Below are 25,385 nucleotides of genomic sequence, written 5' to 3'. Positions count from 1 at the left end.
TGTACGGCAGTGAACATCGCGAACATGCAGGAAATGTTTTGCCTGATTTTCTAAGCTGCCTGTACGGCAGTGAACTTCAGGATAAGCCGACCTGTGGCCGAGTTATATTTCTAAGCTGCCTGTACGGCAGTGAACTGAACGAACAACACCCTACCATATTGTTATCATTGAAATTAATCAACACATCCTCTCTGCCACCATAATTTTACGCTATATTTTCTCTTTATTAAAATCAACAAGTTAAAAAGTGGAATAAAAAAGGGTCCAGGACATAGGCATAAAAAAACCGGCCCTGAGGCCGGTTTTGTCACTGAGTACCGAAACTTAATGCGCAGCTTCCGGTTTGTGCTTCTGCGCACTCTGGAAGTCGTAGGTCAGCGCATTTTTCTCTTTATCCAGTTCAACGGTCACCTGTCCGCCGTCAACCAGTGAGCCAAACAGCAGCTCATTGGCCAGCGGTTTTTTCAGGTTGTCCTGAATCACCCGCGCCATTGGACGCGCGCCCATGGCCCGGTCGTAGCCTTTCTCGGCCAGCCAATCGCGGGCTTCCTGGCTGACTTCCAAAGAGACGCCTTTCTGATCCAGCTGAACCTGCAGCTCGACGATAAATTTATCCACCACCTGATGGATAACCGTCGTAGACAGATGATCGAACCAGATAATGTTGTCGAGACGGTTACGGAACTCCGGCGTAAAGATCTTTTTGATCTCATCCATCGCATCCGGACTGTTGTCCTGATGGATGAGGCCAATGGATTTACGCTCGGTTTCACGCACCCCGGCGTTGGTGGTCATCACCAGCACCACGTTGCGGAAATCCGCTTTGCGGCCGTTGTTGTCGGTCAGCGTCCCGTTATCCATCACCTGCAGCAGCAGGTTAAAGACGTCCGGATGCGCTTTTTCAATTTCATCCAGCAGCAGCACCGCGTGCGGATGCTTAATAACCGCATCGGTCAGCAGCCCGCCCTGATCGAAACCGACGTAGCCCGGAGGCGCACCGATTAAGCGGCTGACGGTATGACGTTCCATATATTCGGACATATCAAAACGCAGCAGCTCAATGCCCAGCGACTTCGCCAGCTGTACGGTAACCTCGGTTTTACCGACCCCGGTAGGCCCGGCAAACAGGAAAGAGCCGACGGGTTTGTGCTCATGGCCAAGCCCGGCGCGCGCCATCTTGATCGCTTCGGTTAAGGCCTCAATCGCCTTATCCTGGCCGAAGACCAGCATTTTCAGGCGATCGCCGAGGTTTTTCAGCGTATCGCGATCGCTGCGGGAAACGCTCTTCTCAGGTATACGCGCAATCCGCGCCACCACGGACTCAATATCCGCCACGTTAACCGTTTTCTTACGTTTGCTCACCGGCATCAAGCGCGCACGCGCCCCGGCTTCATCAATCACGTCAATCGCCTTATCCGGCAGATGACGATCGTTAATGTATTTCACCGCCAGCTCTACCGCCGCACGTACCGCTTTCGCGGTGTAACGGACGTCGTGGTGCGCTTCATACTTCGGCTTCAGGCCGTTAATAATCTGCACCGTCTCTTCCACGGAAGGTTCGGTGATATCAATTTTCTGGAAACGCCGCGCCAGGGCACGATCTTTTTCAAAGATGTTGCTGAACTCCTGATAGGTCGTCGAGCCAATGACCCGAATCTTACCGCTGGAAAGCAGCGGTTTAATCAGGTTAGCGGCATCGACCTGCCCGCCGGAAGCCGCCCCCGCACCGATAATGGTGTGGATCTCATCGATGAACAGAATACTGTTGGTGTCCTGCTCCAGCTGCTTAAGCAGCGCTTTAAAGCGTTTTTCAAAGTCGCCGCGGTATTTGGTACCTGCCAGCAGCGAGCCAATATCCAGTGAATAGATAGTGCAATCGGCCATCACTTCCGGCACGTCGCCCTGCACGATACGCCAGGCAAGACCTTCAGCGATAGCGGTTTTACCAACGCCGGATTCCCCCACCAGCAGCGGGTTGTTCTTGCGGCGGCGGCACAGAACCTGAATAGCACGTTCCAGCTCTTTCTCGCGGCCGATCAGCGGATCGATACCGCCTACGCGGGCAAGCTGGTTGAGGTTGGTGGTGAAGTTTTCCATACGATCCTCCCCGCCTGCTTGCTCTTCGCTGCTGCCAGGCTGACTTCCGCTGTTATCGGAAGACTGGCTCGGCTCGTCTTTACGCGTACCGTGAGAGATGAAATTCACCACATCAAGTCGGCTGACTTCATGTTTACGCAGCAGGTATGCCGCCTGAGATTCCTGTTCGCTAAAAATCGCGACCAGAACGTTGGCGCCGGTCACTTCGCTGCGGCCGGAAGACTGGACGTGGAAAACAGCACGTTGCAGCACGCGCTGGAAGCTCAGCGTCGGCTGAGTGTCGCGCTCTTCTTCCGTTGCAGGCAGTACGGGTGTGGTCTGTTCGATGAAGGCTTCAAGCTCCTGACGCAGCGCGACCAGGTCCACTGAACACGCTTCAAGCGCTTCGCGGGCCGAAGGGTTGCTAAGCAGCGCCAGCAACAAGTGCTCGACGGTCATGAACTCATGACGGTGCTCGCGCGCTCTGGCGAAAGCCATGTTTAAACTGAGTTCCAGTTCTTGATTGAGCATAGGCACCTCCCCCAAGTTTATTGCCTGCATTCAGGCTTTTTCTAGCGTACACAACAACGGATGTTCGTTCTCCCTCGCATACTGGTTCACCATCGATACTTTGGTTTCTGCGACTTCTGCGGTAAACACCCCGCAAATCGCTTTACCTTGATAGTGAACCGTCAGCATCAGTTGCGTTGCACGTTCAACATCATAAGAAAAGAATTTTTGTAACACGTCAATAACAAACTCCATTGGAGTGTAGTCATCATTGACTAATATCACTTTATACATAGATGGCGGTTTAAGCGCATCTTTAACTTCGTCCTCAATTAGCTGATCGAAGTCCAACCAGTCTCTCTTACTCATCGTCAGTGTTCATCATCGGTTGCTGTTGCCAACAGGCGGTGGCCTGTCGATGACCAGAGGCTATGCACATCACAAATCTACAATAGATCATAGATAATTATCATCTATTACTTCCATCCGCGACGTCTGTCACATTCCCCGGCAATAGCGTTAACTGCTTCAAATTTTGACGCATTTTTCACCGTCCCCTGGCGTCAATCGCTTGACGCATTTCCTGATTTCTCTAAATTGTAGTGGCGAGAGTTGGCGAGCAAATGAACAACTCGTCACTCCACTACCGGTTCATTCCATCTTACTTATAAGATTTACGAAGGATGTCGAAGTATGGAAATGGGTACTGTTAAGTGGTTCAACAATGCCAAAGGGTTCGGTTTTATCTGCCCTGAGGGCGGCGGCGAAGACATTTTCGCCCATTACTCGACCATCCAGATGGATGGTTACAGAACGCTAAAAGCCGGACAAGCGGTTCGGTTTGATGTTCACCAGGGGCCAAAAGGTAACCACGCCAGCGTGATTGTCCCTGTTGAAGCTGAAGAAACAGAAACAGCCGCATAACTCTTTTGCTTCATTGTGTACATCCCGCCAGCAAAATGCCAGTCCTTCTGACTGGCATTTTTTTATCGCTACTCGCGCGCCAGGGCGTCGACGGGGTCCAGACGAGCCGCATTGCGCGCCGGTAGCCAGCCAAACAGCACCCCGGTCAGCGTGGAGCATAAAAACGCGGTCAATAGCGCCAACGGTGAAAAACCGATCTCCCAGCCGGGTAAAAACAGCTGTAACACAAAGGCAATCAGCAGCGAAAGCGTGACGCCCAGCGCCCCGCCAACCAGGCAAACCAGCACCGCCTCGATCAAAAACTGCTGTAAGACATCGCTGGCCCGCGCCCCGACCGCCATACGGATACCGATCTCCCGCGTGCGTTCGGTGACTGAGACCAGCATAATATTCATCACGCCAATACCGCCGACCACCAGCGCAATCACCGCCACCAGCGTCAGAAACAGCTGTAATGTATGTGTGGTCCGTTCTGCCGTTTTCAAGATGCTGTCCATATTCCAGGTGAAAACATCTTTCTTACCGTGACGCAGTTCCAGTAGACGCAACAGCTGCTGCTCGGCAACCGCGCTGTCGTAGCCTTCATTGACGCGCACGGTGATGGAATTCAGCCACGATTGCCCCATCACCCGGCCAGCCATCGTGGTATAGGGCAACCAGACGCGCAGAATTTTGCTGCTGCCGAACATTGTCTGTTTTTCATCCGCCACGCCGATCACCGTCGCGGGCATATTGCCGACCAGAATCACTTCGCCGACGACCCGCGCTTTGTGCGGAAATAGCTGTCGGCGCGCGTTGCTGTCGAGCACCACCACCTGCGCGCGGCTATTTAGCTGAAGCTCGTTAAAGGTATTGCCTTCGCTAAAGGTCATGCCGTAGACGTTAAAGTACTGCGCCCCCACGCCCTCGGCGCTGGCGGCAACGTCGATGTTATCCGCCCGCAGGCGCAGGCTTTTTGATACCGCCGGGGTCGCCGAGCTCACCCACGGCTGTTTCTGAATAGCTAACAGGTCATCGTACTTGAGCGATTGCTGATAGCGGGGATCGTCATCGCCGAAATCCTTGCCGGGATATACATCAATGGTATTGGTGCCGATGGCGCGGATATCGGCCAGCACCATCTGCTTCGCGGCATCGCCCACCACCACAATCGACACCACAGATGCGATGCCGATAATAATCCCGAGCATCGTCAGCAGCGTACGCATTTTATTCGCCGCCATCGCGCGCCAGGCCATGATCAGCGCTTCGCGAAAGCCGCTGCTGAACTGACGCCACGCCGACGGTTCGGCCGCCGTGCGCTGGCGCAGTACGCCGCCTTGCGCCGGACTCAGAGCGGGCGGATTACGCACGATTTCACCGTCGTGTATCTCAATCACCCGCTCCGCCTGGGCCGCCACCTGCGGATCATGGGTGACGATAATCACCGTATGCCCCTGCGCTTTTAGCTGGTGAAGTATCCCCATGACCTCTTCGCCGGAGCGGCTGTCCAGCGCACCGGTTGGCTCATCCGCCAGAATCACTTCCCCGCCGTTCATCAGCGCGCGGGCGATACTCACCCGCTGCTGCTGGCCGCCGGAGAGCTGCGAAGGCTGATATTCAGCTCTGTCGCCCAGCCCCAGCCGAACCAGCAGCTCATGGGCCCGGGCCAGGCGCGCTTTGCGCTCGGCGCCGGCATAAACCGCAGGGACTTCCACGTTCTGCGCCGCGGTGAGATGCGATAACAGGTGATAGCGCTGGAAAATAAAACCGAAATGTTCCCGCCGCAGGCGCGCCAGCTCGTCGCCGTTGAGGCGAGCCACGTCCGTTCCCGCGACCCGGTAGGTACCGCCGGTCGGTTTGTCCAGACAGCCGAGAATATTCATCAACGTGGATTTCCCGGAGCCGGACGCGCCGACGATTGCCACCATCTCACCGGCGGCAATGTTCAACGTAATGCCTTTCAGCACCTCAACGTTGCCATCGCCGGAGGGGTAGCTGCGGCGAATATCACGCAGTTCCAGTAACGCCGTCATTTCGCCGCTCCGGCCGCACCTTCGCCGATAATGACTTCATCCCCCTCGTCCAGCCCTTTCACCACCGCCACATCGGTGTCGTTACGCGCGCCGATAACGATTTCACGCTCTTTAACTTCACCGGTACGCAGCAGACGCACGTGATAGCGGTTATCGCCGATGGCCTCACCCAGCGCGCTCAGCGGGATGGTGATAACATTTTTCACTTCTGAGAGCTGAATATGCACCTGGGCGGTCATCTCCAGGCGCAGGATGCCCTGCGGGTTCGGCACTTCAAAACGGGCGTAGTAGAAAATAGCGTCATTGACCTTTTCGGGCGTCGGGAGAATATCCTTCAGCGTTCCTTCATAGCGCGTCAGCGGATCGCCCAGTACGGTAAACCAGGCCTTTTGCCCCGGCTTAAGATGAATGACGTCCGCTTCCGAGACCTGCGCCTTCACCAGCATGGTGCTGAGATCGGCCAGGGTCAAAATATTCGGCGCCTGCTGGGCAGCAATCACCGTCTGCCCCTGCAGGGTGGTGATTTGCGTCACTTCTCCGGACATCGGCGCCAGAATTTTGGTGTAGTCGAGGTTGGTTTTGGCCGTATCCAGGGTCGCCTGATTGCGTTTGACCTGGGCTTCAATCGTGCCGATTTGCGCCTCTTTGACTGCTAAGTCGGTCGCGGCGGTATCGAGGTCCTGGCGAGAGACCAGCTGCCGCTGCGCCAGCTGCTGCTGACGAGCCAGCGTCGCCGCAGACAGTTTACGTTCCGCGCGCGCCTGGTTCAGCTGCGCCCGTAGCTCCATCAACGTCGCTTCGACTTCCTTTATCTGGTTTTCCGCCTGCTCCGGGTCGATAACCCCCAGCAGCTGGTCTTTTTTCACTTTGTCGCCAATCTCGACGCGCAGCGTTTTTAGCTGCCCGCTCACCTGCGCCCCGACGTCCACTTTTTTCAACGCATCGAGCTTACCGGTCGCCAGCACGCTCTGTTGAAGGTCGCCTTTACGCACCACCAGCGTCTGATACTGCGGCAGCGGCGCATTCAGAATTCGCCATCCCCAGACGGCGAGGGCCAGCACGACAATCGCCAGCAGCCACCAAACTTTCCTGCGCTTTCCATTTAATTTCATAACAATTCCTGATGTTTTAACCCGCAGAACCCGCGACAATTCTATCTAAATGCGGCAATAGAATAACGCGCATTTTTAGATGCGCTTCATTTTTGTTTAACTGAAGTTGAGGGTGTGCAGATGAAGACCTGCCGGGATGGATCGCCCGGCAGAAAGAGAGAAACAGCGGTCTGCGCTAATCTGCGCGTCCGCGCGCCAGCCATAGTACGCGAGAGAACATTTTTTTCAACAGCGCAGGAATGGCGTCAACCCCGCGCCGTCCGGCCTCCATCGCCACTTCAATCGCCAGGTCCGGTTTTGACGAACGGTGAATCGCTTTGGTGATCACCCGCCGCATATTCATGGGTATATTCATCGGCAGCTGCGCGACCCGGTGATAAACATCGTCGAAGCCCTGACGGTACATAAAATGCTCCATATCCATCGCCGGTAGCGCGGTGAGATGGTCTCGCTCCAGCATTTTATCGTCATTCAACAAACTGCGAACGGTGGCGGCGTATTTCTTCCCGGCTTCATCGCCATCCACCAGCACATGCCACTCAATACCCATTCGCCGGGCGAATTTAATCAGCGGCTTCAAACCCGACTGGGCAAACTCAATGACCTTCACCCCTTCCGCATCAAAGTGATGGCCGCACTGGCGGGCCAGCTCGTTGATAACCCAGGTTTCCGTCTCCCCCTCCACCAGCAGCCAGCAGCGGGCAAACAGCGATGAAGCGCGGTTAAAGCGAATATGAAACGCGATGCGCCGGCTGTCTTCCGCATTCATCCCGCCGGGCCCCAGCCGCCAGGCCGACACCCGTGAAGATTCACGCACCAGCCGACAGACGTGCTCGACGGGCGTTAATGACAGCAGTTCGCCGGAGTTCGTTGTCGTCACCCGCTGCAGCGGCAGTAAATTGAGCAAATGCCAGGCCACCGACAGCATAATAGGATGCAGCCGGGTTTCCGGGTCCTCAATCAACAAGAGCGGCCGCGCATCGCGATCGAGTCTTACCGTGCCTTTCGCCTGCAGCAGAGTCGAAAACAGCCCCAATAAAATCACCCGATGGCTGCGCCCGCCGGGCTTGTCGATCATCCTGTTGATAATATCCAGGTAACGCCAGCTGCGCTGTTCATCATGTGAATGACGGCGCATCAGACGATGGCGCGACTGCGCGCTGCTCTGCTCGGCAAAATAGTGCTCCAGCAATTGCACCATAGCCGACAGCCCCTGGCGGATCTGTCCATCGGTTAAATTTTGCGGATGATGTACCAGTTCGCGAGAGAGGAAATCAAGCTGGCGAGCGGTAATTTCGATCTGCGGCGAGTGCGGAACGGTGCCGTTGTGGATCCGCCGCATAAAGCGGGCGTCGCGTAGCCGCAGAACCGGCATCAGCCGTACCAGGTGACGGGCGAGTTCATCAATATCGTCAAGCTCCAGCGCTTTCCCTTCACCATCAATAAAGCTGCGCAGGGTCATCACGCTGTCGTCATCGGCAAGCTCCCCCTCCAGGCGATAGAAAACGCGCTGATAGCCATCGTCGCAGGGAACCCAGCAGCTGCTGAGAGGACGATAGCGTCGAACCCGATGGCGCCCGGGTTCATTTTCACGGAAGGTCAGGATGATATGCAGATGATGCTCGCGCCCCTGAATATCGCCGGGCGGAAACCAAAAATCTTCCCGAACAAAATGATAGAGGTCGAACTCCGGCGACAGGAGCAGCGTCAGGGCATCCAGCAGGCTGGATTTACCCCAGGCATTTTCGCCAATCAGCACGTTATTTTGTTCCAGCATCAACGATAATCGGTTAATGCCGCGAAAACCGACTATTTCTACACGCTCAAGATGCATATGCCCTCCGCTCAGTGGCGACTATCTCCTTCAGTTATCAGCAGTATAGCGAGGTGAGCATCAACATGACACTCCGGGCGTCTGCGAATCGCTCATGGCCGCAGGGGGGAATGTGATGAGCCGTACATCACTTAATTGAGAAACGCCTTCATCATTGAAAGTCGTTTTTTTAACCGTTTTTGTTCTACACTTTTAAAAAAACCGACATGAAAAGGAATCCCCGCGCATTGTTCTAAATCAAATTACATCAATTTATTTAACTGGTCCCAAGGTGGCGATCGTCCATAGAATAGCGTCGCTTTATTCTGGTCGTCATTCTTTGTGGCGAAAATAAAGGCCGGCACGAAAACTCGTGCGCGTTTACGTTTTTATTGAGGTGGTTATGTTTAGAAAATTAGCAGCAGAATGCTTTGGTACATTCTGGCTGGTATTTGGTGGTTGCGGCAGCGCCGTTCTGGCTGCGGCATTCCCTGAGCTGGGAATTGGTTTTGCCGGCGTCGCGCTGGCTTTCGGTTTAACCGTATTAACCATGGCGTATGCCGTCGGTCATATTTCCGGCGGGCACTTTAACCCGGCGGTAACTTTAGGTTTATGGGCCGGCGGTCGTTTCCCGGCCAGGGACGTGATTGGTTATATTATCGCCCAGGTTGTCGGCGGTATTATCGCCGCCGCTATTCTGTACGTTGTCGCCAGCGGTAAAGCGGGCTTTGACGCCGCCGCTAGCGGATTCGCATCGAACGGCTATGGCGAACATTCTCCCGGCGGTTTCTCCATGCTCTCCGCTATTGTGATTGAGATCGTCCTGACCTGCGGCTTCCTGCTGGTCATTCACGGCGCCACGGATAAAAACGCACCGGCCGGCTTCGCTCCTGTCGCTATTGGCCTGGCGCTAACGCTTATCCACCTGATCAGCATTCCGGTCACCAACACGTCGGTAAACCCGGCGCGCAGTACCGCGGTAGCGATATTCCAGGGCGGCTGGGCGCTGCAGCAGCTGTGGCTATTCTGGGTGATGCCGATTATCGGCGGCATTCTCGGCGGCGTGCTCTACCGCACCCTGCTGGAAAAACGCAGCTAAACTTCCTCCACTTTTCTTGAGGCCCGGTGCTGCCGGGCCTTTCTTTTTTTCCACCACTTTACTCAGTCCGGCGATTTGGGTAGTGTCAGGGGCGCTGTTTTCATTCTGCAAGGACCAGGTCGTTCATGTTTTCGGGACTTTTAATCATTCTGCTGCCGTTGGTTATAGGCTATCTTATTCCTCTTCATCGGCCATCAGCCCTTAAACTCATCGCGCGACTTCTGAGCTGGATTGTCTACGTTATTCTCTTTTTTATGGGCATTAGCCTGGCCTTCCTGGATAATCTGGCCAGCAACCTCCTGGCGATCCTTCATTATGCGGCGGTCAGCGTCGTTATTATTCTGCTATGCAATATTGCCGCCCTGATGTGGCTCGAGCAAAAAATGCCCTGGAAAAATCATCATCGTCAGGAAAAATTACCCTCCCGTCTGGCAATGGCTCTGGAATCCCTTCAGCTATGCGGCGTGGTATTTATTGGTTTTATGATTGGTCTGAGCGGTATATCCTTTTTACAACACGCCACCGAGGCCAGCGAATATACCCTGATCTTCCTTTTGTTCCTCATCGGTATTCAACTGCGCAATAATGGCATGACGCTGCGGCAGATCGTACTGAATCGCCGCGGAATGATTGTCGCGGTAGTGGTCATGGTCAGTTCACTGCTGGGCGGTATCATCAACGCCTTTATTCTCGACCTGCCGCTAAAAACCGGGCTGGCCATGGCTTCCGGGTTTGGCTGGTATTCGCTCTCCGGGATTCTGCTGACCGAATCCTATGGCCCGGTAATTGGCAGCGCGGCCTTCTTTAACGATCTTGCCCGCGAGCTGCTGGCGATAATGCTTATCCCCGGACTGGTGCGCCGCAGCCGTTCCACCGCGCTGGGCCTTTGCGGCGCGACATCAATGGACTTTACGCTGCCGGTACTGCAACGCTCTGGCGGGGTGGAGATTGTGCCGGCGGCCATCGTTCATGGCTTCATTCTCAGTCTGCTGGTGCCCATATTGATGGCTTTCTTCTCCGCTTAATACCTCTCTGGCGGTAGTCTTCTGCCGCCAATTTTGCGCTAAATCAATCTCCCCGTAAGTTGTATCAGAAATACCTTTTCTCTTCTCGCGCTCGGGCATAACCTTAAACATGTATATTAAATATAACTTTAAAAAGGTGTGACCATGTTTTGTGTGCAATGTGAACAAACCATCCGTACCCCGGCAGGGAACGGCTGCTCTTACGCGCAGGGTATGTGCGGAAAAACGGCCGAAACGTCCGATCTGCAGGATCTGCTGATTGCCTCTCTGCAGGGGCTCTCCGCCTGGGCGCTTAAAGCCCGTGAATACGGCATCATCGACCACGACATCGACAGCTTTACGCCGCGCGCTTTTTTCTCCACGCTGACCAACGTTAACTTCGATTCCCCGCGTATCGTTGGCTATGCGCGCGAGGCCATCACCCTGCGTGAAGCGCTGAAAGCCCAGTGCCTGAACATTGATGCCCACGCGACGGTTAACAACCCGATGGCCGATCTGCAGCTGGCGAGCGACGATCTGGGCGACCTGCAGCGCCAGGCGGCGGAATTCACCCCGAACAAAGACAAAGCGGCCATCGGCGAGAACATTCTCGGCCTGCGCCTGCTGTGCCTGTACGGCCTTAAAGGCGCTGCGGCTTATATGGAGCACGCGCACGTTCTGGGTCAGTACGACAACAACATCTACGCCCAGTACCATAAAATCATGGCGTGGCTCGGTACCTGGCCTGCCGATATGAACGCGCTGCTGGAGTGCTCGATGGAAATCGGCCAGATGAACTTCAAAGTGATGAGCATTCTGGACGCTGGCGAGACCACCAAATATGGTCACCCCACCCCGACTCAGGTCAACGTCAAAGCGACCGAAGGCAAATGCATTCTGATTTCCGGCCATGACCTGAAAGATCTGTACAACCTGCTGGAGCAAACCGAAGGTACCGGGGTTAACGTCTACACCCACGGTGAAATGCTGCCAGCGCACGGTTACCCGGAACTGCGTAAATTCAAGCATCTGATTGGTAACTACGGCAGCGGCTGGCAAAACCAGCAGGTTGAGTTTGCCCGCTTCCCTGGCCCGATTGTGATGACCTCTAACTGCATCATCGACCCAACCGTCGGCGCCTATGACGACCGTATCTGGACCCGCAGCATCGTCGGCTGGCCAGGCGTCAATCATCTGGAAGGCGAAGATTTCGCCCCGGTTATCGCCCAGGCGCAGCAGATGGCGGGCTTCCCGTACAGCGAGATCCCGCACCTGATCACCGTTGGCTTCGGTCGTCAGACCCTGCTGGGCGCGGCTGATACGCTAATCGACCTGGTGAGCCGTGAAAAACTGCGCCATATCTTCCTGGTGGGCGGCTGCGACGGGGCGCGCGGCGAACGTAACTACTTCACCGATTTCGCCACCAGCGTACCGGACGACTGCCTGATCCTGACCCTGGCCTGCGGTAAATACCGTTTCAACAAACTCGAATTCGGCGATATCGAAGGTCTGCCGCGTCTGGTCGATGCCGGTCAGTGTAACGACGCTTACTCTGCCATCATCCTGGCGGTCACCCTGGCTGAGAAACTGAGCTGTGGCGTGAACGACCTGCCGCTGTCTCTGGTGCTCTCCTGGTTTGAACAGAAAGCGATTGTTATTCTGCTGACCCTGCTGTCGCTGGGCGTGAAAAATATCGTCACCGGCCCGACGGCGCCGGGCTTCTTCACGCCGGACCTGCTGGCCGTTCTCAACGAGAAATTCGGTCTGCGTTCCGTGACCACCGTTGAAGAAGACATGAAGCAGCTGCTGAGCGCGTAAGGAGTAAAGAATGACAATGCCAACTCATCAGTGCCCATGGCGGATGCAGGTTCATCACATCCATCAGGAAACGCCGGATGTATGGACAATTTCGTTGCTGTGCCACGACTATTATCCGTACCGTGCCGGGCAGTATGCACTGGTCAGCGTACGTAATTCAGCGGAGACGCTGCGTGCTTACACCATTTCATCGACGCCGGGAGTAAGCGAGTACATCACGCTGACCATCCGTCGGATTGACGATGGCGCAGGCTCACAGTGGCTGACCCGCGACGTGAAGCGCGGCGACTATATCTGGCTGTCCGATGCCATGGGTGAATTTACCTGTGAAGATAAGGCTGAAGATAAGTTCCTGATGCTGGCTGCTGGCTGCGGCGTTACGCCAATCATGTCAATGCGTCGCTGGTTGGCAAAGTACCGCCCGCAGGCCGATGTGCAGGTGATCTTTAACGTTCGTTCACCGCAAGATGTTATTTTTGCCGACGAATGGCGCGAATATCCGGTGACCTTAGTCGCTGAAAACAATGCCACCCACGGTTTTGTTTCTGGCCGACTGACGACCGATCTGCTGAAAAGCGTACCGGATCTGACCTCTCGTACCGTGATGACCTGCGGCCCGGCGCCGTATATGGATTGGGTTGAGCAGGAGGTGAAAGCGCTGGGCGCGACGCGTTTCTTTAAAGAGCAGTTCTTTACGCCGGTAGCGGAAGCCGCTACCAGCGGCCTGAAGTTCACCAAACTGCAGCCGGCGAAAGCGTTCTACGCGCCGGTCGGCACCACGCTGCTCGAAGCGCTGGAAAGCAATAAGGTGCCGGTTACCGTCGCCTGTCGCGCAGGCGTCTGCGGCTGCTGCAAAACCAAAGTGGTTTCCGGAGAATATACCGTCAGCAGTACCATGACGTTAACCGATGCGGAAATCGCTGAAGGCTACGTGCTGGCCTGCTCCTGCCACCCGCAGGGTGATTTGGTACTGGCTTAACCCTCAGCTGCCGGATGGCGCAACGCCGTCCGGCAATGTTTACCGCCAGGCCGAATTGCCGCCGATGGCATAGCGCCCTGCCCCGAGGAAGGCAATCGCCAGCGCGCCAACAAAGAAATAGACCAGGCTCTCAATCGCCCACGCGCCTACCGCATCCAGCGCAAAGGTTTTGCCCGTCCCGACCATCAGCCAGGCCACGACCATCGTAAACGCCAGCACCAGCGCCGCCGGACGCGTAAGCACTCCCAGAATCAGCAGGCAAGGCGCTACCACCTCGCCCACTAAAACCCCATAAGCGATAAACCCCGGCAATCCTTTTGCTACCAGCATATTGCTGATTCCCCCTACGCCATCAAATAGCTTATGCAACCCGTGAAACAGCATCAGCCCGCCAACGGCAAGTCGTAACAAGAGTTTGCCGAAATCGTCATGGGATAGCAGTTTATTAACAGCATTTAACAGCGATTTAACCATTTGAAATGATTCCTGTTTACCACTTTATGTGAGCTCAGATTATGCGGAGTTTTCACTGAAAAAAACCAGCGGAAAATGAGAGGTTAAAGCGAGCGTAACTGGCAGTTTCATCTAAGCTTGTAAGCGTTATCACAAAAAGGAGATGGAGAACCATGAAACAGACCGTGGCGGCATACATTGCCAAAACTCTTGAACAGGCTGGCGTTAAACGTATTTGGGGCGTAACCGGGGATTCGCTCAACGGCTTAAGCGACAGCCTGAACCGTATGGGGACCATCGACTGGATGCCCACGCGCCATGAAGAAGTGGCCGCCTTCGCCGCCGGGGCGGAAGCGCAGCTTACCGGCGAACTGGCGGTCTGCGCAGGCTCCTGCGGGCCGGGCAACCTGCATCTGATTAACGGCCTTTTCGACTGCCACCGCAATCACGTTCCGGTTCTGGCCATCGCCGCCCATATTCCTTCCAGCGAAATCGGCAGCGGCTATTTTCAGGAAACGCATCCGCAGGAGCTGTTCCGGGAATGCAGTCACTACTGTGAACTGGTCTCCACCCCGGAACAGATCCCGCAGGTGCTGGCCATCGCCATGCGCAAAGCGGTGATTAACCGCGGCGTCTCGGTAGTGGTGCTTCCCGGCGACGTTGCGCTGAAAGCCGCGCCGGAAAGCGCCAGCAGCCACTGGTACCACGCGCCGCTGCCGCAGGTGACGCCGGCGGAAGAAGAGTTGAAAAAGCTGGCCCAGCTGCTGCGCTATTCAAGCAACATCGCCCTGATGTGCGGCAGCGGCTGCGCCGGGGCGCATAAAGAGCTGGTAGACTTCGCCGCGAAGCTCAAAGCGCCTATCGTTCACGCGCTGCGCGGCAAAGAGCACGTAGAATACGACAACCCTTATGATGTGGGGATGACCGGGCTGATTGGCTTCTCCTCCGGCTTCCACACCATGATGAACGCCGATACCCTGGTGCTGCTCGGTACCCAGTTCCCCTACCGCGCCTTCTACCCGACGGACGCGAAAATCATTCAGATTGATATCAATCCCGGCAGTATTGGCGCCCACAGTAAAGTGGATATGGCGCTGGTCGGCGATATTAAATCGACCCTCAGCGCGCTGATGCCGCATCTTGAGGAGAAAACCGACCGTAAGTTCCTCGATAAAGCGCTGGAACACTATCGCGACGCGCGCAAGGGGCTTGATGACCTGGCGAAGCCCAGCGAAAAAACAATTCATCCGCAGTATCTGGCGCAGCGCATCAGCCACTATGCCGACGACGATGCCATCTTTACCTGTGACGTGGGTACGCCGACCGTCTGGGCCGCGCGCTATTTGCAGATGAACGGTAAGCGCCGCCTGCTCGGATCGTTCAACCATGGGTCAATGGCTAACGCCATGCCGCAGGCCATCGGTGCGAAGGCCACCGCCCCTGACCGTCAGGTTGTGGCAATGTGCGGCGACGGCGGCTTCAGCATGCTGATGGGGGATTTTCTCTCGCTGGCGCAGATGAAGCTGCCGGTGAAGATCGTTATCTTCAATAACAGCGTACTGGGCTTCGTGGCGATGGAGATGAAGGCCGGGGGCTATCTGACAGACGGCACTGAACTTCACGCCACCAACTTTGCCCGCATCGCCGAAGCGTGCGGCATTAAGGGCATACGTGTTGAAAGCGCGTCAGAGGTTGATGAAGCGCTGCAAACCGCTTTCGCTACCGATGGTCCGGTCCTGGTGGATGTGGTCGTCGCCAGTGAAGAGCTGGCGATGCCGCCGCAAATTAAACTGGAGCAGGCCAAAGGTTTCAGCCTTTATATGCTGCGCGCGATTATCAGCGGCCGCGGCGACGAAGTTATCGAACTGGCGAAAACTAACTGGCTAAGGTAAAAATATCCTTTTCAATTCATACGCAAAATTATTCGTGTTGCCTCAAGGCGGCAAGGCCGAAAACCCCCGGGCGCAGAGATAACTCTGTGACCGGGCTTTGAGGGAGCAGCCAACGCCGGGGCAGCGCGAAGGATGAAGTGTATAAGGATATGACATGATAGATTTACGCAGCGATACCGTTACCCGTCCGGGCCGCGCCATGCTGGAAGCCATGATGGCCGCCCCGGTCGGGGATGACGTGTATGGCGATGACCCGACCGTTAACGAACTCCAGCGCTTTGCCGCCAACCTGGCGGGCAAAGAGGCCGCTATCTTCCTGCCTAGCGGCACCCAGGCCAACCTGGTCGCCCTGCTCAGCCACTGCCAGCGCGGTGAAGAGTATATCGTCGGCCAGGGCGCGCATAACTATCTCTACGAAGCCGGCGGCGCGGCGGTGCTTGGCAGCATCCAGCCGCAGCCAATCGATGCCGCAGCGGACGGTTCCCTGCCGCTGGATAAAGTCGCGGCCAAAATCAAACCGGACGATATCCATTTCGCCCCTACCCGGCTGCTGTCGCTGGAAAACACCCATAACGGCAAAGTGCTGCCGCGTGAATATCTCAAAGATGCCTGGGAGTTTACGCGCCAGCGCGGCCTGGGGCTGCACGTTGACGGGGCGCGTATTTTTAACGCCGTCGTGGAATACGGCTGCGCGCTGCGCGAGATCGCCCGCTACTGCGACTCCTTCACCATCTGCCTGTCTAAAGGACTCGGCGCGCCGGTAGGCTCGCTGCTGGTGGGGAGCGAAGAGTACATTCACCGCGCTATCCGCTGGCGGAAAATGGTCGGCGGCGGGATGCGTCAGGCCGGTATTCTGGCGGCCGCGGGCCTGTATGCCCTGCAGAACAACGTCGCGCGCTTAAAAGAGGATCACGACAACGCCGCGTGGATGGCGGAGCAGCTGCGCGCCGCCGGCGCCGAGGTGACGCGTCATGATACCAATATGCTGTTTGTTCGCGTCGGTGAAGCGCGCGCCGCCGCGCTGGGCGAGTATCTGCGCGAACGAGGGGTGCTGATCAACGCCTCGCCCATCGTGCGCCTGGTGACGCATATTGACGTTAACCGCCAGCAGCTCACCGAGGTGGTTAGCCACTGGCAGGCATTTTTAAACCGTTAAGGAGTCCGGCGTGTCGCAGCGAATTCTGGTGCTTGGCGCCAGCGGTTATATCGGCCAGCATCTGGTGAAAAGGCTCAGCGAGCAGGGCTTCACCGTGCTGGCGGCGGCACGCCACATCGACAGGCTTAAAAAACAGCAGCTCCCCGGCGTCGAGTGCTATTCGCTCGATTTAAACCAGCCGGACGCGCTACCCGCCCTGCTGGCGCAGGCTGATACCGTTTACTATCTGGTGCACGGGATGGGCGAAGGCGGGGACTTTATCCGCCACGAACGGCGGGTCGCCCTCAACGTTCGCGACGCGCTGCGCAAGTCGCCGGTGAACGAAGTCATCTTTCTCAGTTCCTTACAGGTGGAGAAGCAGGAGCAATCCGATCATCTGCGCGCCCGCCAGATCACCGGCGATCTGCTGCGCGAATCAGGCGTTCCGGTAGCGGAAGTTCGCGCCGGCATTATCGTCGGCGCCGGTTCCGCCGCCTTCGAAGTGATGCGCGATATGGTCTACAACCTGCCGGTGCTGACGCCGCCGCGCTGGGTGCGCTCGCGCACCACGCCGATTGCGCTGGAAAATTTACTCTACTATCTGCTGCAGCTGCTAAACCATCCGGCCCGCGAGCATCGGGTGTTTGAAGCCGCCGGACCGGAAATTTTGAGCTATCAGCAGCAGTTCATCCACTTTATGGCGGTCAGCGGCAAACGCCGCCCGCTGATCCCCATCCCTTTCCCGACCCGCTGGATTTCGGTGTGGTTTCTCAACGTCATTACCTCAGTGCCGCCAACCACGGCCAAAGCGCTGATCCAGGGGCTAAAGCACGATCTGATTGCCGACGATCGGGCCCTGCGGGCCTTAATTCCTCAACCGCTTATCGCGTTTGATGAAGCGGTGCGGCTTACGCTTAAAGAAGAGGAGCAGCTGGTGAACTCCAGCGACTGGGGCTACGATGCGCAGGCCTTCGCCCGCTGGCGGCCCGAGTACGGCTACTATCCGAAACAGGCAGGCTGTACCGTTAACACTTCCGCCAGCCTTGCTGCGCTGTGGAAGGTAGTCAACCAAATTGGCGGCAAAGAGGGCTATTTCTTCGGCAACGCTCTGTGGAAAACGCGCGGGGCGATGGATCTGCTGGTCGGTCACCGGCTGGCAAAAGGTCGCCCGGAAAATGAATATCTGCAGACCGGCGATGCGGTGGACAGCTGGAAGGTGATTATCGTCGAGCCGGAAAAGCAGCTGACGCTGTTATTCGGCATGAAAGCGCCCGGCCTTGGCCGCCTGAGCTTTACCCTGCGCGATAAAGGCGATCATCGCGAACTGGACGTGCGAGCCTGGTGGCACCCGCACGGTATGCCGGGGCTTTTCTACTGGCTGTTGATGATCCCGGCGCATCTGTTTATTTTTCGCGGTATGGCGCGACGCATCGCCCACCTGGCGGAGCAAATCACCATCAAATAGAGTATAGGTGCAGAATTCTTTCATGATTCTCATTGCATCGTAGTCAGAATCACGGAAAAATGCGCACGAAATTCTTTTGTTAAACAGTGGATCGATATGAAGGTACTGGTTACCGGTGCGACCAGCGGATTGGGCCGCAACGCGGTAGAATATCTGCGTAACAAGGGCATTAGCGTCAGAGCGACCGGGCGCAACGAAGCGATGGGCAAGCTTCTGAGCAAAATGGGCGCAGAGTTCGTCCCTGCGGACTTAACCGAGCTGGTCTCTTCGCAGGCCAAAGTGATGCTCGCCGGTATCGATACCCTGTGGCACTGTTCCAGCTTTACCTCGCCGTGGGGCACCCAGCAGGCCTTCGATTTAGCTAACGTGCGCGCGACCCGGCGTCTCGGCGAGTGGGCGGTTGCCTGGGGCGTGCGCAACTTCGTGCATATCTCTTCGCCGTCGCTCTATTTTGATTATCACCATCATCGCGATGTTGCGGAGGATTTCCGCCCGCAGCGTTTCGCCAACGAATTCGCCCGCAGCAAGGCGGCAAGCGAAGATGTGATCAATCTGCTGGCGCAGGCCAACCCAAATACCCGTTTTACAATCCTGCGCCCGCAAAGCCTGTTTGGCCCGCATGATAAAGTGTTTATCCCGCGCCTGGCGCAGATGATGCAGCACTACGGCAGCGTCCTGTTGCCGCGCGGCGGCAGCGCGCTGGTGGATATGACCTACTATGAAAACGCGGTACACGCGATGTGGCTCGCCAGCCAGCCGCAGAGTGACCTTCTGCCCTCGGCCCGCGCGTACAACATTACTAACGGCGAACCGCAAACCCTGCACAGCATTGTGCAGAAACTCATAGACGAGCTGGGGATTAAGTGCCGCATCCGTTCGGTTCCCTATCCCATGCTGGATATCATCGCCCGCAGCATGGAGCGCTTTGGCAATAAGTCAGCGAAAGAGCCCGCATTTACCCACTACGGCGTCTCTAAGCTGAACTTTGATTTTACTCTTGATATCTCCCGCGCCCAGCAGGAGCTAGGCTATCAGCCGGTCATCACGATGGATGAAGGGATACTCCGCACCGCCGCGTGGTTGAAGGACCACGGCAAGCTGCACTATTAACCACGCCCGTACTTTTCCAGCAGCGCTTCGGCTATCGCCAGGGTTTGCGCATCGGCAACCCCGTCCCAGCGCGCGGGACGGAAGTGCATCTGGAAAGCCATAATGACCCGCTTCTGCTGCGCTGGCGTCATTTCCGGCGTCACCTGATAGCCGTAGCGCGCCAGGACGTCCAGCAGCGCTGCGGCGTCTACCGGCTCGTATGACGGACGGCCCTGCAGATAAAATGCCACGCGCCGGGCATCAGGCCATGCGCCAATCCCCTGCTCGGCCAGCCTGCGCCACGGGAACAGCGGCCCCGGATCGTCTTTGCGCTGCGGCGCGATATCCGCATGGGCGACCACGTTCTGCGGCGCGATGTGGTAGCGGGCGATAATATCTTTCGCCAGCGGGATCAGGGCGTCAATCTGCGCCGGATTAAACGGCGTAAAGCTTTTCACCCCCGCCGTTTTTTGCCAGCCGCGGTTCTCCAGCTCGATGCCAATCGAAGTGTCGTTAATGCGCGTGCTGCCGCGCCAGAAGCTGACGCCCGCATGCCAGGCCAGTTCCTCTTCCGGCACCAGCTGCCAGATCCGCGGTTTACCTCCGTGCAGCGGCGGTTTCTCCGGGATCAGGTAGTGAGAGCTCACCTGGTTATCCGTCAGCGTCGCCAGCGAAACGTCGAAATCGTCGGCGGTGTAGTGAATCACCAGCACTTTGATGCGCGGATATGCCGCCTGCGCCGGATGGCGCGTATCCAGCTGATAGCCATCGCGATCGATAATACCTTTTTCGCTGGCGCAGCCCGCCAGCAGCAGCGCCAGCAGTACGCCTGCCCGGCAAGTTCTCATCGGCGGGTCTTCACCGCGGTGCCGCTAACGCTGACCATCAGCATGCTGCTATCTTTACCGACGGTTTCGTAGTCAATATCAATCCCGACCACCGCATTGGCGCCCAGCGCCTTCGCCTGCTCGCTCAGCTCTTCAAACGCAATTTCACGGGCCTTACGCAGCTCCTTTTCATAGGCGCCGGAACGACCGCCGACGATATCGCGGATGCTGGCGAAAAAATCGCGGAATACGTTGGCGCCCAGAATCGCTTCCCCCGTGACGACGCCGCAGTATTCAATGATGGGCTGACCTTCGAGGGTCGGAGTGGTGGAAAATTGCATGATGAAACTCCTTCTTTAGCGTTCAATGCGTTAGCTCTAAGGGTCAAGCACAATCCCTATCTGATACACTATGCTTGAAAAGATATTCTAACGTAGTGAGCTCATAAGGAAATCATCATGCGCTACAAAGTTCTTGCATTAGTCCTCCCCTGCGCGCTGGCGCTCAGCGCCTGTACTACCGTCACGCCTGCGTACAAAGATAACGGCACCCGCAGCGGCCCCTGCATCGAAGGCGGCCCGGATGACGTAGCGCAGAAGTTTTATGACTACCAGGTACAGCACCGCAACAGCGATTTAACCGCGCTGCGCCCATACCTGAGCGACGGTCTGGCAAAACTGCTGAACGACGCGCGTCAGGACCCGTCTAACAACGCCCTGCTGCAGTCAAATCTTTTCTCCAGTAGCCCAACGCCAGCCGACAGCGCCGATGTCGCCAGCGCCTCCACCATCCCTAATCGCGACGCGCGCAATATTCCCCTGCGCGTGGAGCTGAAACAGGGCACCCAAAGCTGGAAAGACGAAGTGCTGATGATTCAGGAAGGCCAGTGCTGGGCCGTGGATGACGTACGCTACCTCGGCAACAACCCCCATGCGCCGGCGGGCACCCTGCGTCAGAGTCTGGAAAAACGCTAATTCAGGCGTTGGGCCGCTCGGGCCGAATGAAATAACCCCGGTAAAATGTCGGCATTTCCGCTGGTAATGCCGACATTGACTTATCCCACCTTCACGAAGCCATATTTTGTGCTAACTTTAAATGTAAACATGGTTTACATTTAACTTTTAACGCATAAATATTGCATAACTATTCTGCCAAAGGTACTATTTGCGGCCTCAATTGCTATATGTATCAGACTGCCCAGATGAGCATAAAATTAAACGGCATTAATTGCTTCTACGGCGCACACCAGGCGCTGTTCGACATCACGCTGGATTGCCCGCAGGGGGAAACGCTGGTGCTGCTCGGCCCAAGCGGTGCCGGTAAAAGCTCGCTGCTGCGCGTCCTCAATCTGCTGGAGATGCCGCGTTCCGGTACGCTGCATATCGCTGGAAATCATTTCGACTTTACCAAAGCGCCTTCTGACAAAGCCATTCGCGAGCTGCGCCAGAACGTGGGTATGGTGTTCCAACAGTACAATCTGTGGCCGCATCTGACCGTGCAGCAAAATCTGATTGAAGCTCCCTGCCGCGTGCTCGGTTTGAGCAAAGATCAGGCTTTAGCCCGCGCTGAAAAGCTGCTCGAACGTCTGCGCCTGAAACCCTATAGCGATCGCTACCCGCTGCATCTTTCCGGCGGCCAGCAGCAGCGCGTCGCTATTGCCCGCGCCCTGATGATGGAACCGCAGGTTCTGCTGTTCGATGAACCCACGGCGGCGCTCGATCCAGAAATCACCGCCCAGATCGTCAGTATTATCCGCGAACTGGCTGAAACCGGTATTACGCAGGTTATCGTCACCCACGAAGTGGAAGTGGCGCGCAAAACAGCCAGCCGCGTGGTCTATATGGAAAATGGCCATATCGTTGAACAAGGTGATGCCGGCTGCTTCGCGCATCCGCAGACCGACGCGTTTAAAAACTATCTTTCACATTGATGTTTTCGGGGAAATGACGATGAAAAAAGTACTGATTGCCGCTCTTCTTGCGGGCATGAGCCTCTCCGCTACCGCAGCCCAGACCATTCGTTTCGCCACCGAGGCCTCCTACCCTCCGTTTGAATCGATCGATGCCAATAACAAAATTGTCGGCTTTGATGTCGATCTGGCGAACGCGCTGTGTAAAGAGATTGATGCCACCTGCACCTTTACCAACCAGGCTTTCGATAGCCTGATCCCCAGCCTGAAGTTCCGCCGTTTCGACGCGGTCATGGCCGGGATGGACATCACTCCTGAGCGTGAAAAACAGGTGCTGTTCACCACCCCGTACTATGAAAACTCCGCGCTGTTCGTCGGCCAGCAGGGTAAATTCACCAGCATTGACGCCCTGAAAGGCAAAAAAGTCGGCGTGCAGAACGGCACCACTCACCAGAAATTCATCACCGACAAACACCCGGAAATCACGACCGTTCCTTACGACAGCTACCAGAATGCGAAGCTGGACCTGCAGAACGGCCGTATTGATGCCGTATTCGGCGATACCGCCGTGGTGACCGAATGGCTGAAGAGCAATCCGAAGCTGGCCGCGGTGGGCGACAAGGTGACCGATAAAGACTACTTCGGCACCGGTCTCGGCATTGCGCTGCGCCAGGGCAATACCGAACTGCAGCAGAAATTTAACGCTGCGCTGGAAAAAGTGAAAAGCGATGGGACTTACCAGTCTATCTATAACAAATGGTTCCAGAAGTAACGCTGAATGAACGAATTTTTTCCATTAGCAAGCGCCGCCGGGATGACCGTCGGCCTTGCCGTTTGCGCCCTGATCATCGGCCTGGTGCTGGCGATGCTCTTTGCCGTCCTCGAGTCGGTAAAGCTGCGTCCGGTCGCCTGGCTCGCAACCGGCATTGTCACCCTTTTGCGCGGACTACCGGAAATTCTGGTGGTTCTGTTTATCTATTTTGGTTCCTCACAGCTGCTGCTGACCCTTTCTGATGGTTTTACGATCAATCTCGGCATAGTGCAGATCCCGGTACAGATGCAGATTGAAAACTTCGACGTCAGTCCGTTCCTCTGCGGGGCTATCGCGCTTTCTCTGCTGTATGCCGCTTACGCATCGCAGACCCTGCGCGGAGCGCTTAAAGCCGTTCCGCAGGGGCAATGGGAATCCGGTCAGGCGCTGGGATTATCGAAAGCCGCTATTTTCTTTCGCTTAGTGATGCCGCAAATGTGGCGCCACGCGCTGCCGGGACTCGGCAACCAGTGGCTGGTGCTGCTGAAGGATACCGCGCTGGTGAGCCTGATCAGCGTCAACGATCTGATGCTGCAAACTAAAAGCATCGCCACCCGAACCCAGGAGCCGTTTAACTGGTATATCATCGCGGCGGCAATCTATCTGGTCATCACCCTGTTGAGTCAGTACATTCTGAAACGTATTGACCAGCGTGCGACGCGCTTCGAACGGAGACCAGGCTGATGCTTGATTACTTACCCGAACTGCTAAAAGGGCTGCATACCAGCCTGACGCTGACCGCAGCCTCTATCGTCGTGGCGCTGATTCTGTCGCTGATCTTCACCATCATTCTGACGCTAAAAACGCCGGGGCTGGTGTGGATCGTGCGCGGCTATATCACGCTGTTTACCGGCACGCCGCTGCTGGTGCAGATCTTCCTGATTTACTACGGCCCGGGACAGTTCCCGTCGCTGCAGGAATATCCGGTACTCTGGCATCTGATTTCCGAACCCTGGCTCTGCGCGCTGATCGCCCTTTCTCTCAACAGCGCCGCTTATACCACGCAGCTGTTTTATGGCGCCATTCGCGCCATCCCGGATGGCCAGTGGCAATCCTGCGGCGCGCTGGGAATGAGTAAGAAAGATACGCTGGCGATCCTGCTGCCGTACGCCTTTAAACGCGCCCTCTCCTCCTACTCCAACGAAGTGGTGCTGGTGTTCAAGAGTACGTCTCTGGCCTACACCATTACCCTGATGGAAGTGATGGGCCACAGCCAGCTGCTCTATGGACGTACCTATGATGTGATGGTGTTCGGCGCCGCCGGCATTGTCTATCTGGTGGTCAATGGCCTGCTGACGCTGCTGATGCGCCTGGTGGAACATAAAGCGCTGGCCTTTGAGCGACGTAATTAAAAACGCATAAAAAGCCAAATAAAGACGGATAAGCTCACTGAGTTATCCGTCTTTTTTTATTTCAATTAAAATAACTATCCATGATTATTGAATATAAATTCATTTAGTGGCATTGTTACTCCCAGCCGCAGACACGGCACAACATCATAAGATTGACCGACGGGAGTTCCACAATGAAAAAGTTAGTTCTGGCCGCACTGCTTAGCACTTTCGCCTTTGGCGCCGCTGCCGCAGAAAAAATCAGCTTTGGCGTTTCTGCAACTTACCCACCGTTTGAATCGATGGACGCCAATAACCAGATCGCTGGTTTCGACATCGATCTGGCAAACGCGCTGTGTAAGCAGATGCAGGCTGAGTGTACGTTCACCAACCATGCCTTCGACAGCCTGATCCCGGCGCTCAAATTCAAGAAATATGATGCGGTCATCTCCGGCATGGACATTACCCCGGAGCGCAGCAAGCAGGTGGCGTTTACCGACCCGTACTACGCTAACTCCGCGCTGGTTATCTCGAAGAAAGATGCCTTCCACTCTTTCGCCGATCTGAAAGGCAAACGTATCGGGATGGAAAACGGCACCACGCACCAGAAATACCTGCAGGATAAACATCCGGAAGTGAAAACCGTGGCTTACGATAGCTACCAGAATGCGTTTATCGACCTGAAAAATGGCCGTATTGATGGGGTGTTTGGCGATACCGCCGTGGTCAACGAGTGGCTGAAAACCAACCCACAGCTGGGCGCGGCAACGCCGAAAGTCACCGACGCGCAGTACTTCGGTACCGGCCTCGGCATTGCGGTACGCCCGGATAACAAAGCGCTGCTGGAAAAACTGAACGCCGCGCTGAAGGCGATTAAAGCCGACGGCACCTACGAGAAAATCAGCAAGCAGTGGTTCCCGGAGTAAGCATTTCCCGGAGGCGGCGCTTGACGCGCCTGTCCGGGCTACCGGCCCGCAGACAGCCGTGGCCCCGGAGCCCGGGCAAGCGCAGCGCGGCCCGGGAAGAAGCCGCACCAAAGCCTCAACCCCGGCGCATTTCCCGGGTTGCGGCGTAAACGCCTTACCCGGGCTACCGGCCCGCAGACAGCCGTGGCCCGGTAGCC

Annotated in this window: 24 protein-coding genes; 16 read left to right on the top strand and 8 right to left on the bottom strand. The window is 56.4% G+C overall.

The features are described from left to right. On the top strand, positions 1-203 hold a 203-nt coding region (locus tag FQK12_RS27425), incomplete at its 5' end, for a hypothetical protein (protein WP_222435537.1). 121 nt (positions 204-324) lie between these two features. Here the strand turns inward: FQK12_RS27425 and clpA are convergent. Both clpA and clpS read right to left on the bottom strand, forming a co-directional pair. After that, entirely contained in the window at positions 325-2,607 is a 2,283-nt protein-coding gene (gene clpA, locus FQK12_RS02370; protein WP_004849425.1) for an ATP-dependent Clp protease ATP-binding subunit ClpA, read from the bottom strand. Positions 2,608-2,637: 30 nt separating this feature from the next. Continuing rightward, complete coding sequence (gene clpS / locus FQK12_RS02365) at positions 2,638-2,955, bottom strand: ATP-dependent Clp protease adapter ClpS (RefSeq protein WP_004100628.1); 318 nt, start codon at positions 2,953-2,955, stop codon at positions 2,638-2,640. Positions 2,956-3,279: 324 nt separating this feature from the next. Here clpS and cspD point away from each other — a divergent pair, with 324 nt between their 5' ends. Next, a complete protein-coding gene (cspD, locus tag FQK12_RS02360; protein ID WP_004100627.1) occupies positions 3,280-3,510 on the top strand; it encodes a cold shock-like protein CspD in 231 nt (76 codons plus the stop codon). A 68-nt stretch (positions 3,511-3,578) separates the two neighbouring features. Here cspD and macB read toward each other — a convergent pair whose 3' ends face one another. The 3 genes from macB to FQK12_RS02345 form a co-directional block, all read right to left on the bottom strand. After that, positions 3,579-5,525, bottom strand: coding sequence for a macrolide ABC transporter ATP-binding protein/permease MacB (macB, locus tag FQK12_RS02355; protein WP_014228620.1), 1,947 nt, complete (start codon positions 5,523-5,525; stop codon positions 3,579-3,581). Next, positions 5,522-6,637, bottom strand: coding sequence for a macrolide transporter subunit MacA (macA, locus tag FQK12_RS02350; protein WP_014228619.1), 1,116 nt, complete (start codon positions 6,635-6,637; stop codon positions 5,522-5,524). Before macA ends, macB begins: the two co-directional genes overlap by 4 nt. 175 nt (positions 6,638-6,812) lie before the next feature. Then, positions 6,813-8,471, bottom strand: coding sequence for an ATP-dependent endonuclease (locus FQK12_RS02345; protein ID WP_014228618.1), 1,659 nt, complete (start codon positions 8,469-8,471; stop codon positions 6,813-6,815). Between the two features lie 382 nt (positions 8,472-8,853). Here FQK12_RS02345 and aqpZ point away from each other — a divergent pair, with 382 nt between their 5' ends. From aqpZ to hcr, 4 genes are all read left to right on the top strand, one after another. Further along, entirely contained in the window at positions 8,854-9,549 is a 696-nt protein-coding gene (gene aqpZ, locus FQK12_RS02340) for an aquaporin Z (protein WP_014228617.1), read from the top strand. Between the two features lie 125 nt (positions 9,550-9,674). Further along, positions 9,675-10,574 (top strand): lysine exporter LysO family protein, encoded by a 900-nt coding sequence (locus FQK12_RS02335; RefSeq protein WP_014228616.1) that lies wholly within the window; start codon positions 9,675-9,677, stop codon positions 10,572-10,574. A gap of 144 nt (positions 10,575-10,718) precedes the next feature. Continuing rightward, complete coding sequence (hcp, locus tag FQK12_RS02330) at positions 10,719-12,371, top strand: hydroxylamine reductase (protein WP_014228615.1); 1,653 nt, start codon at positions 10,719-10,721, stop codon at positions 12,369-12,371. 10 nt (positions 12,372-12,381) lie between these two features. Next, on the top strand, positions 12,382-13,350 hold the full coding sequence (hcr, locus tag FQK12_RS02325) for an NADH oxidoreductase (protein WP_014228614.1): 969 nt from the start codon (positions 12,382-12,384) through the stop codon (positions 13,348-13,350). Between the two features lie 39 nt (positions 13,351-13,389). Here the strand turns inward: hcr and FQK12_RS02320 are convergent, their stop codons facing one another. Then, positions 13,390-13,824, bottom strand: a complete 435-nt coding sequence (locus tag FQK12_RS02320; RefSeq protein ID WP_014228613.1) for a DoxX family protein — start codon at positions 13,822-13,824, stop codon at positions 13,390-13,392. 152 nt (positions 13,825-13,976) lie between these two features. Between FQK12_RS02320 and poxB the strand changes: the two genes are divergently transcribed. The 4 genes from poxB to FQK12_RS02300 all read left to right on the top strand — a co-directional run bounded on the left by poxB (position 13,977) and on the right by FQK12_RS02300 (position 19,405). Further along, a complete protein-coding gene (gene poxB, locus FQK12_RS02315; protein ID WP_014228612.1) occupies positions 13,977-15,695 on the top strand; it encodes a ubiquinone-dependent pyruvate dehydrogenase in 1,719 nt (572 codons plus the stop codon). Positions 15,696-15,849: 154 nt separating this feature from the next. Further along, complete coding sequence (gene ltaE / locus FQK12_RS02310; RefSeq protein WP_014228611.1) at positions 15,850-16,851, top strand: low-specificity L-threonine aldolase; 1,002 nt, start codon at positions 15,850-15,852, stop codon at positions 16,849-16,851. A 10-nt stretch (positions 16,852-16,861) separates the two neighbouring features. Continuing rightward, on the top strand, positions 16,862-18,295 hold the full coding sequence (locus tag FQK12_RS02305) for a DUF2867 domain-containing protein (protein WP_014228610.1): 1,434 nt from the start codon (positions 16,862-16,864) through the stop codon (positions 18,293-18,295). A 96-nt stretch (positions 18,296-18,391) separates the two neighbouring features. Then, entirely contained in the window at positions 18,392-19,405 is a 1,014-nt protein-coding gene (locus tag FQK12_RS02300; RefSeq protein WP_014228609.1) for an NAD-dependent epimerase/dehydratase family protein, read from the top strand. Here FQK12_RS02300 and FQK12_RS02295 read toward each other — a convergent pair. Then, positions 19,402-20,232 (bottom strand): N-acetylmuramoyl-L-alanine amidase, encoded by an 831-nt coding sequence (locus FQK12_RS02295; protein ID WP_014228608.1) that lies wholly within the window; start codon positions 20,230-20,232, stop codon positions 19,402-19,404. The genes FQK12_RS02300 and FQK12_RS02295 overlap by 4 nt on opposite strands. Continuing rightward, positions 20,229-20,552: a heavy metal-binding domain-containing protein gene (locus FQK12_RS02290; RefSeq protein ID WP_004100606.1), complete on the bottom strand. Its 324-nt coding sequence runs from the start codon at positions 20,550-20,552 to the stop codon at positions 20,229-20,231. Before FQK12_RS02290 ends, FQK12_RS02295 begins: the two co-directional genes overlap by 4 nt. Positions 20,553-20,669: 117 nt before the next feature. On the opposite strand from FQK12_RS02290, the gene FQK12_RS02285 reads away from it, so the two are divergent. The 6 genes from FQK12_RS02285 (at position 20,670) to artJ (ending at position 25,188) form a co-directional block, all read left to right on the top strand. Further along, the gene (locus FQK12_RS02285; RefSeq protein WP_014228607.1) at positions 20,670-21,185 is read left to right on the top strand and encodes a lipoprotein; all 516 of its coding nucleotides are present in this window, start codon (positions 20,670-20,672) and stop codon (positions 21,183-21,185) included. Between the two features lie 227 nt (positions 21,186-21,412). Next, entirely contained in the window at positions 21,413-22,141 is a 729-nt protein-coding gene (artP, locus tag FQK12_RS02280; RefSeq protein ID WP_004111834.1) for an arginine ABC transporter ATP-binding protein ArtP, read from the top strand. A 19-nt stretch (positions 22,142-22,160) separates the two neighbouring features. Then, positions 22,161-22,892 (top strand): arginine ABC transporter substrate-binding protein ArtI, encoded by a 732-nt coding sequence (gene artI, locus FQK12_RS02275; protein ID WP_004130868.1) that lies wholly within the window; start codon positions 22,161-22,163, stop codon positions 22,890-22,892. 6 nt (positions 22,893-22,898) lie between these two features. Further along, positions 22,899-23,615: an arginine ABC transporter permease ArtQ gene (gene artQ, locus FQK12_RS02270; protein ID WP_004100599.1), complete on the top strand. Its 717-nt coding sequence runs from the start codon at positions 22,899-22,901 to the stop codon at positions 23,613-23,615. Next, the gene (gene artM, locus FQK12_RS02265; protein WP_014228606.1) at positions 23,615-24,283 is read left to right on the top strand and encodes an arginine ABC transporter permease ArtM; all 669 of its coding nucleotides are present in this window, start codon (positions 23,615-23,617) and stop codon (positions 24,281-24,283) included. The genes artQ and artM overlap by 1 nt, the downstream gene beginning before the upstream one ends. A gap of 173 nt (positions 24,284-24,456) precedes the next feature. Then, positions 24,457-25,188 carry an arginine ABC transporter substrate-binding protein ArtJ gene (gene artJ, locus FQK12_RS02260; RefSeq protein WP_014228605.1) on the top strand — a complete coding sequence of 244 codons (732 nt, stop codon included), beginning with the start codon at positions 24,457-24,459 and terminating at the stop codon, positions 25,186-25,188. Positions 25,189-25,385: the final 197 nt, after the last annotated feature.

Source organism: Klebsiella sp. ME-303, assembly GCF_007910085.1.
GTDB classification, from domain to species: domain Bacteria; phylum Pseudomonadota; class Gammaproteobacteria; order Enterobacterales; family Enterobacteriaceae; genus Klebsiella; species Klebsiella michiganensis.
Note: the sequence above shows the minus strand (reverse complement) of the source record. Positions and strands in the feature narration are given on the sequence as shown.

Excerpts from the sequence above, each read along its gene's own strand:
- clpA (WP_004849425.1), bottom strand. The coding sequence starts at position 2,607 with ATGCTCAATCAAGAACTGGAACTCAGTTTAAACATGGCTTTCGCCAGA.
- clpS (WP_004100628.1), bottom strand. The coding sequence starts at position 2,955 with ATGAGTAAGAGAGACTGGTTGGACTTCGATCAGCTAATTGAGGACGAA.
- cspD (WP_004100627.1), top strand. The coding sequence starts at position 3,280 with ATGGAAATGGGTACTGTTAAGTGGTTCAACAATGCCAAAGGGTTCGGT.
- macB (WP_014228620.1), bottom strand. The coding sequence starts at position 5,525 with ATGACGGCGTTACTGGAACTGCGTGATATTCGCCGCAGCTACCCCTCC.
- macA (WP_014228619.1), bottom strand. The coding sequence starts at position 6,637 with ATGAAATTAAATGGAAAGCGCAGGAAAGTTTGGTGGCTGCTGGCGATT.
- FQK12_RS02345 (WP_014228618.1), bottom strand. The coding sequence starts at position 8,471 with ATGCATCTTGAGCGTGTAGAAATAGTCGGTTTTCGCGGCATTAACCGA.
- aqpZ (WP_014228617.1), top strand. The coding sequence starts at position 8,854 with ATGTTTAGAAAATTAGCAGCAGAATGCTTTGGTACATTCTGGCTGGTA.
- FQK12_RS02335 (WP_014228616.1), top strand. The coding sequence starts at position 9,675 with ATGTTTTCGGGACTTTTAATCATTCTGCTGCCGTTGGTTATAGGCTAT.
- hcp (WP_014228615.1), top strand. The coding sequence starts at position 10,719 with ATGTTTTGTGTGCAATGTGAACAAACCATCCGTACCCCGGCAGGGAAC.
- hcr (WP_014228614.1), top strand. The coding sequence starts at position 12,382 with ATGACAATGCCAACTCATCAGTGCCCATGGCGGATGCAGGTTCATCAC.
- FQK12_RS02320 (WP_014228613.1), bottom strand. The coding sequence starts at position 13,824 with ATGGTTAAATCGCTGTTAAATGCTGTTAATAAACTGCTATCCCATGAC.
- poxB (WP_014228612.1), top strand. The coding sequence starts at position 13,977 with ATGAAACAGACCGTGGCGGCATACATTGCCAAAACTCTTGAACAGGCT.
- ltaE (WP_014228611.1), top strand. The coding sequence starts at position 15,850 with ATGATAGATTTACGCAGCGATACCGTTACCCGTCCGGGCCGCGCCATG.
- FQK12_RS02300 (WP_014228609.1), top strand. The coding sequence starts at position 18,392 with ATGAAGGTACTGGTTACCGGTGCGACCAGCGGATTGGGCCGCAACGCG.
- FQK12_RS02295 (WP_014228608.1), bottom strand. The coding sequence starts at position 20,232 with ATGAGAACTTGCCGGGCAGGCGTACTGCTGGCGCTGCTGCTGGCGGGC.
- FQK12_RS02290 (WP_004100606.1), bottom strand. The coding sequence starts at position 20,552 with ATGCAATTTTCCACCACTCCGACCCTCGAAGGTCAGCCCATCATTGAA.
- FQK12_RS02285 (WP_014228607.1), top strand. The coding sequence starts at position 20,670 with ATGCGCTACAAAGTTCTTGCATTAGTCCTCCCCTGCGCGCTGGCGCTC.
- artP (WP_004111834.1), top strand. The coding sequence starts at position 21,413 with ATGAGCATAAAATTAAACGGCATTAATTGCTTCTACGGCGCACACCAG.
- artI (WP_004130868.1), top strand. The coding sequence starts at position 22,161 with ATGAAAAAAGTACTGATTGCCGCTCTTCTTGCGGGCATGAGCCTCTCC.
- artQ (WP_004100599.1), top strand. The coding sequence starts at position 22,899 with ATGAACGAATTTTTTCCATTAGCAAGCGCCGCCGGGATGACCGTCGGC.
- artM (WP_014228606.1), top strand. The coding sequence starts at position 23,615 with ATGCTTGATTACTTACCCGAACTGCTAAAAGGGCTGCATACCAGCCTG.
- artJ (WP_014228605.1), top strand. The coding sequence starts at position 24,457 with ATGAAAAAGTTAGTTCTGGCCGCACTGCTTAGCACTTTCGCCTTTGGC.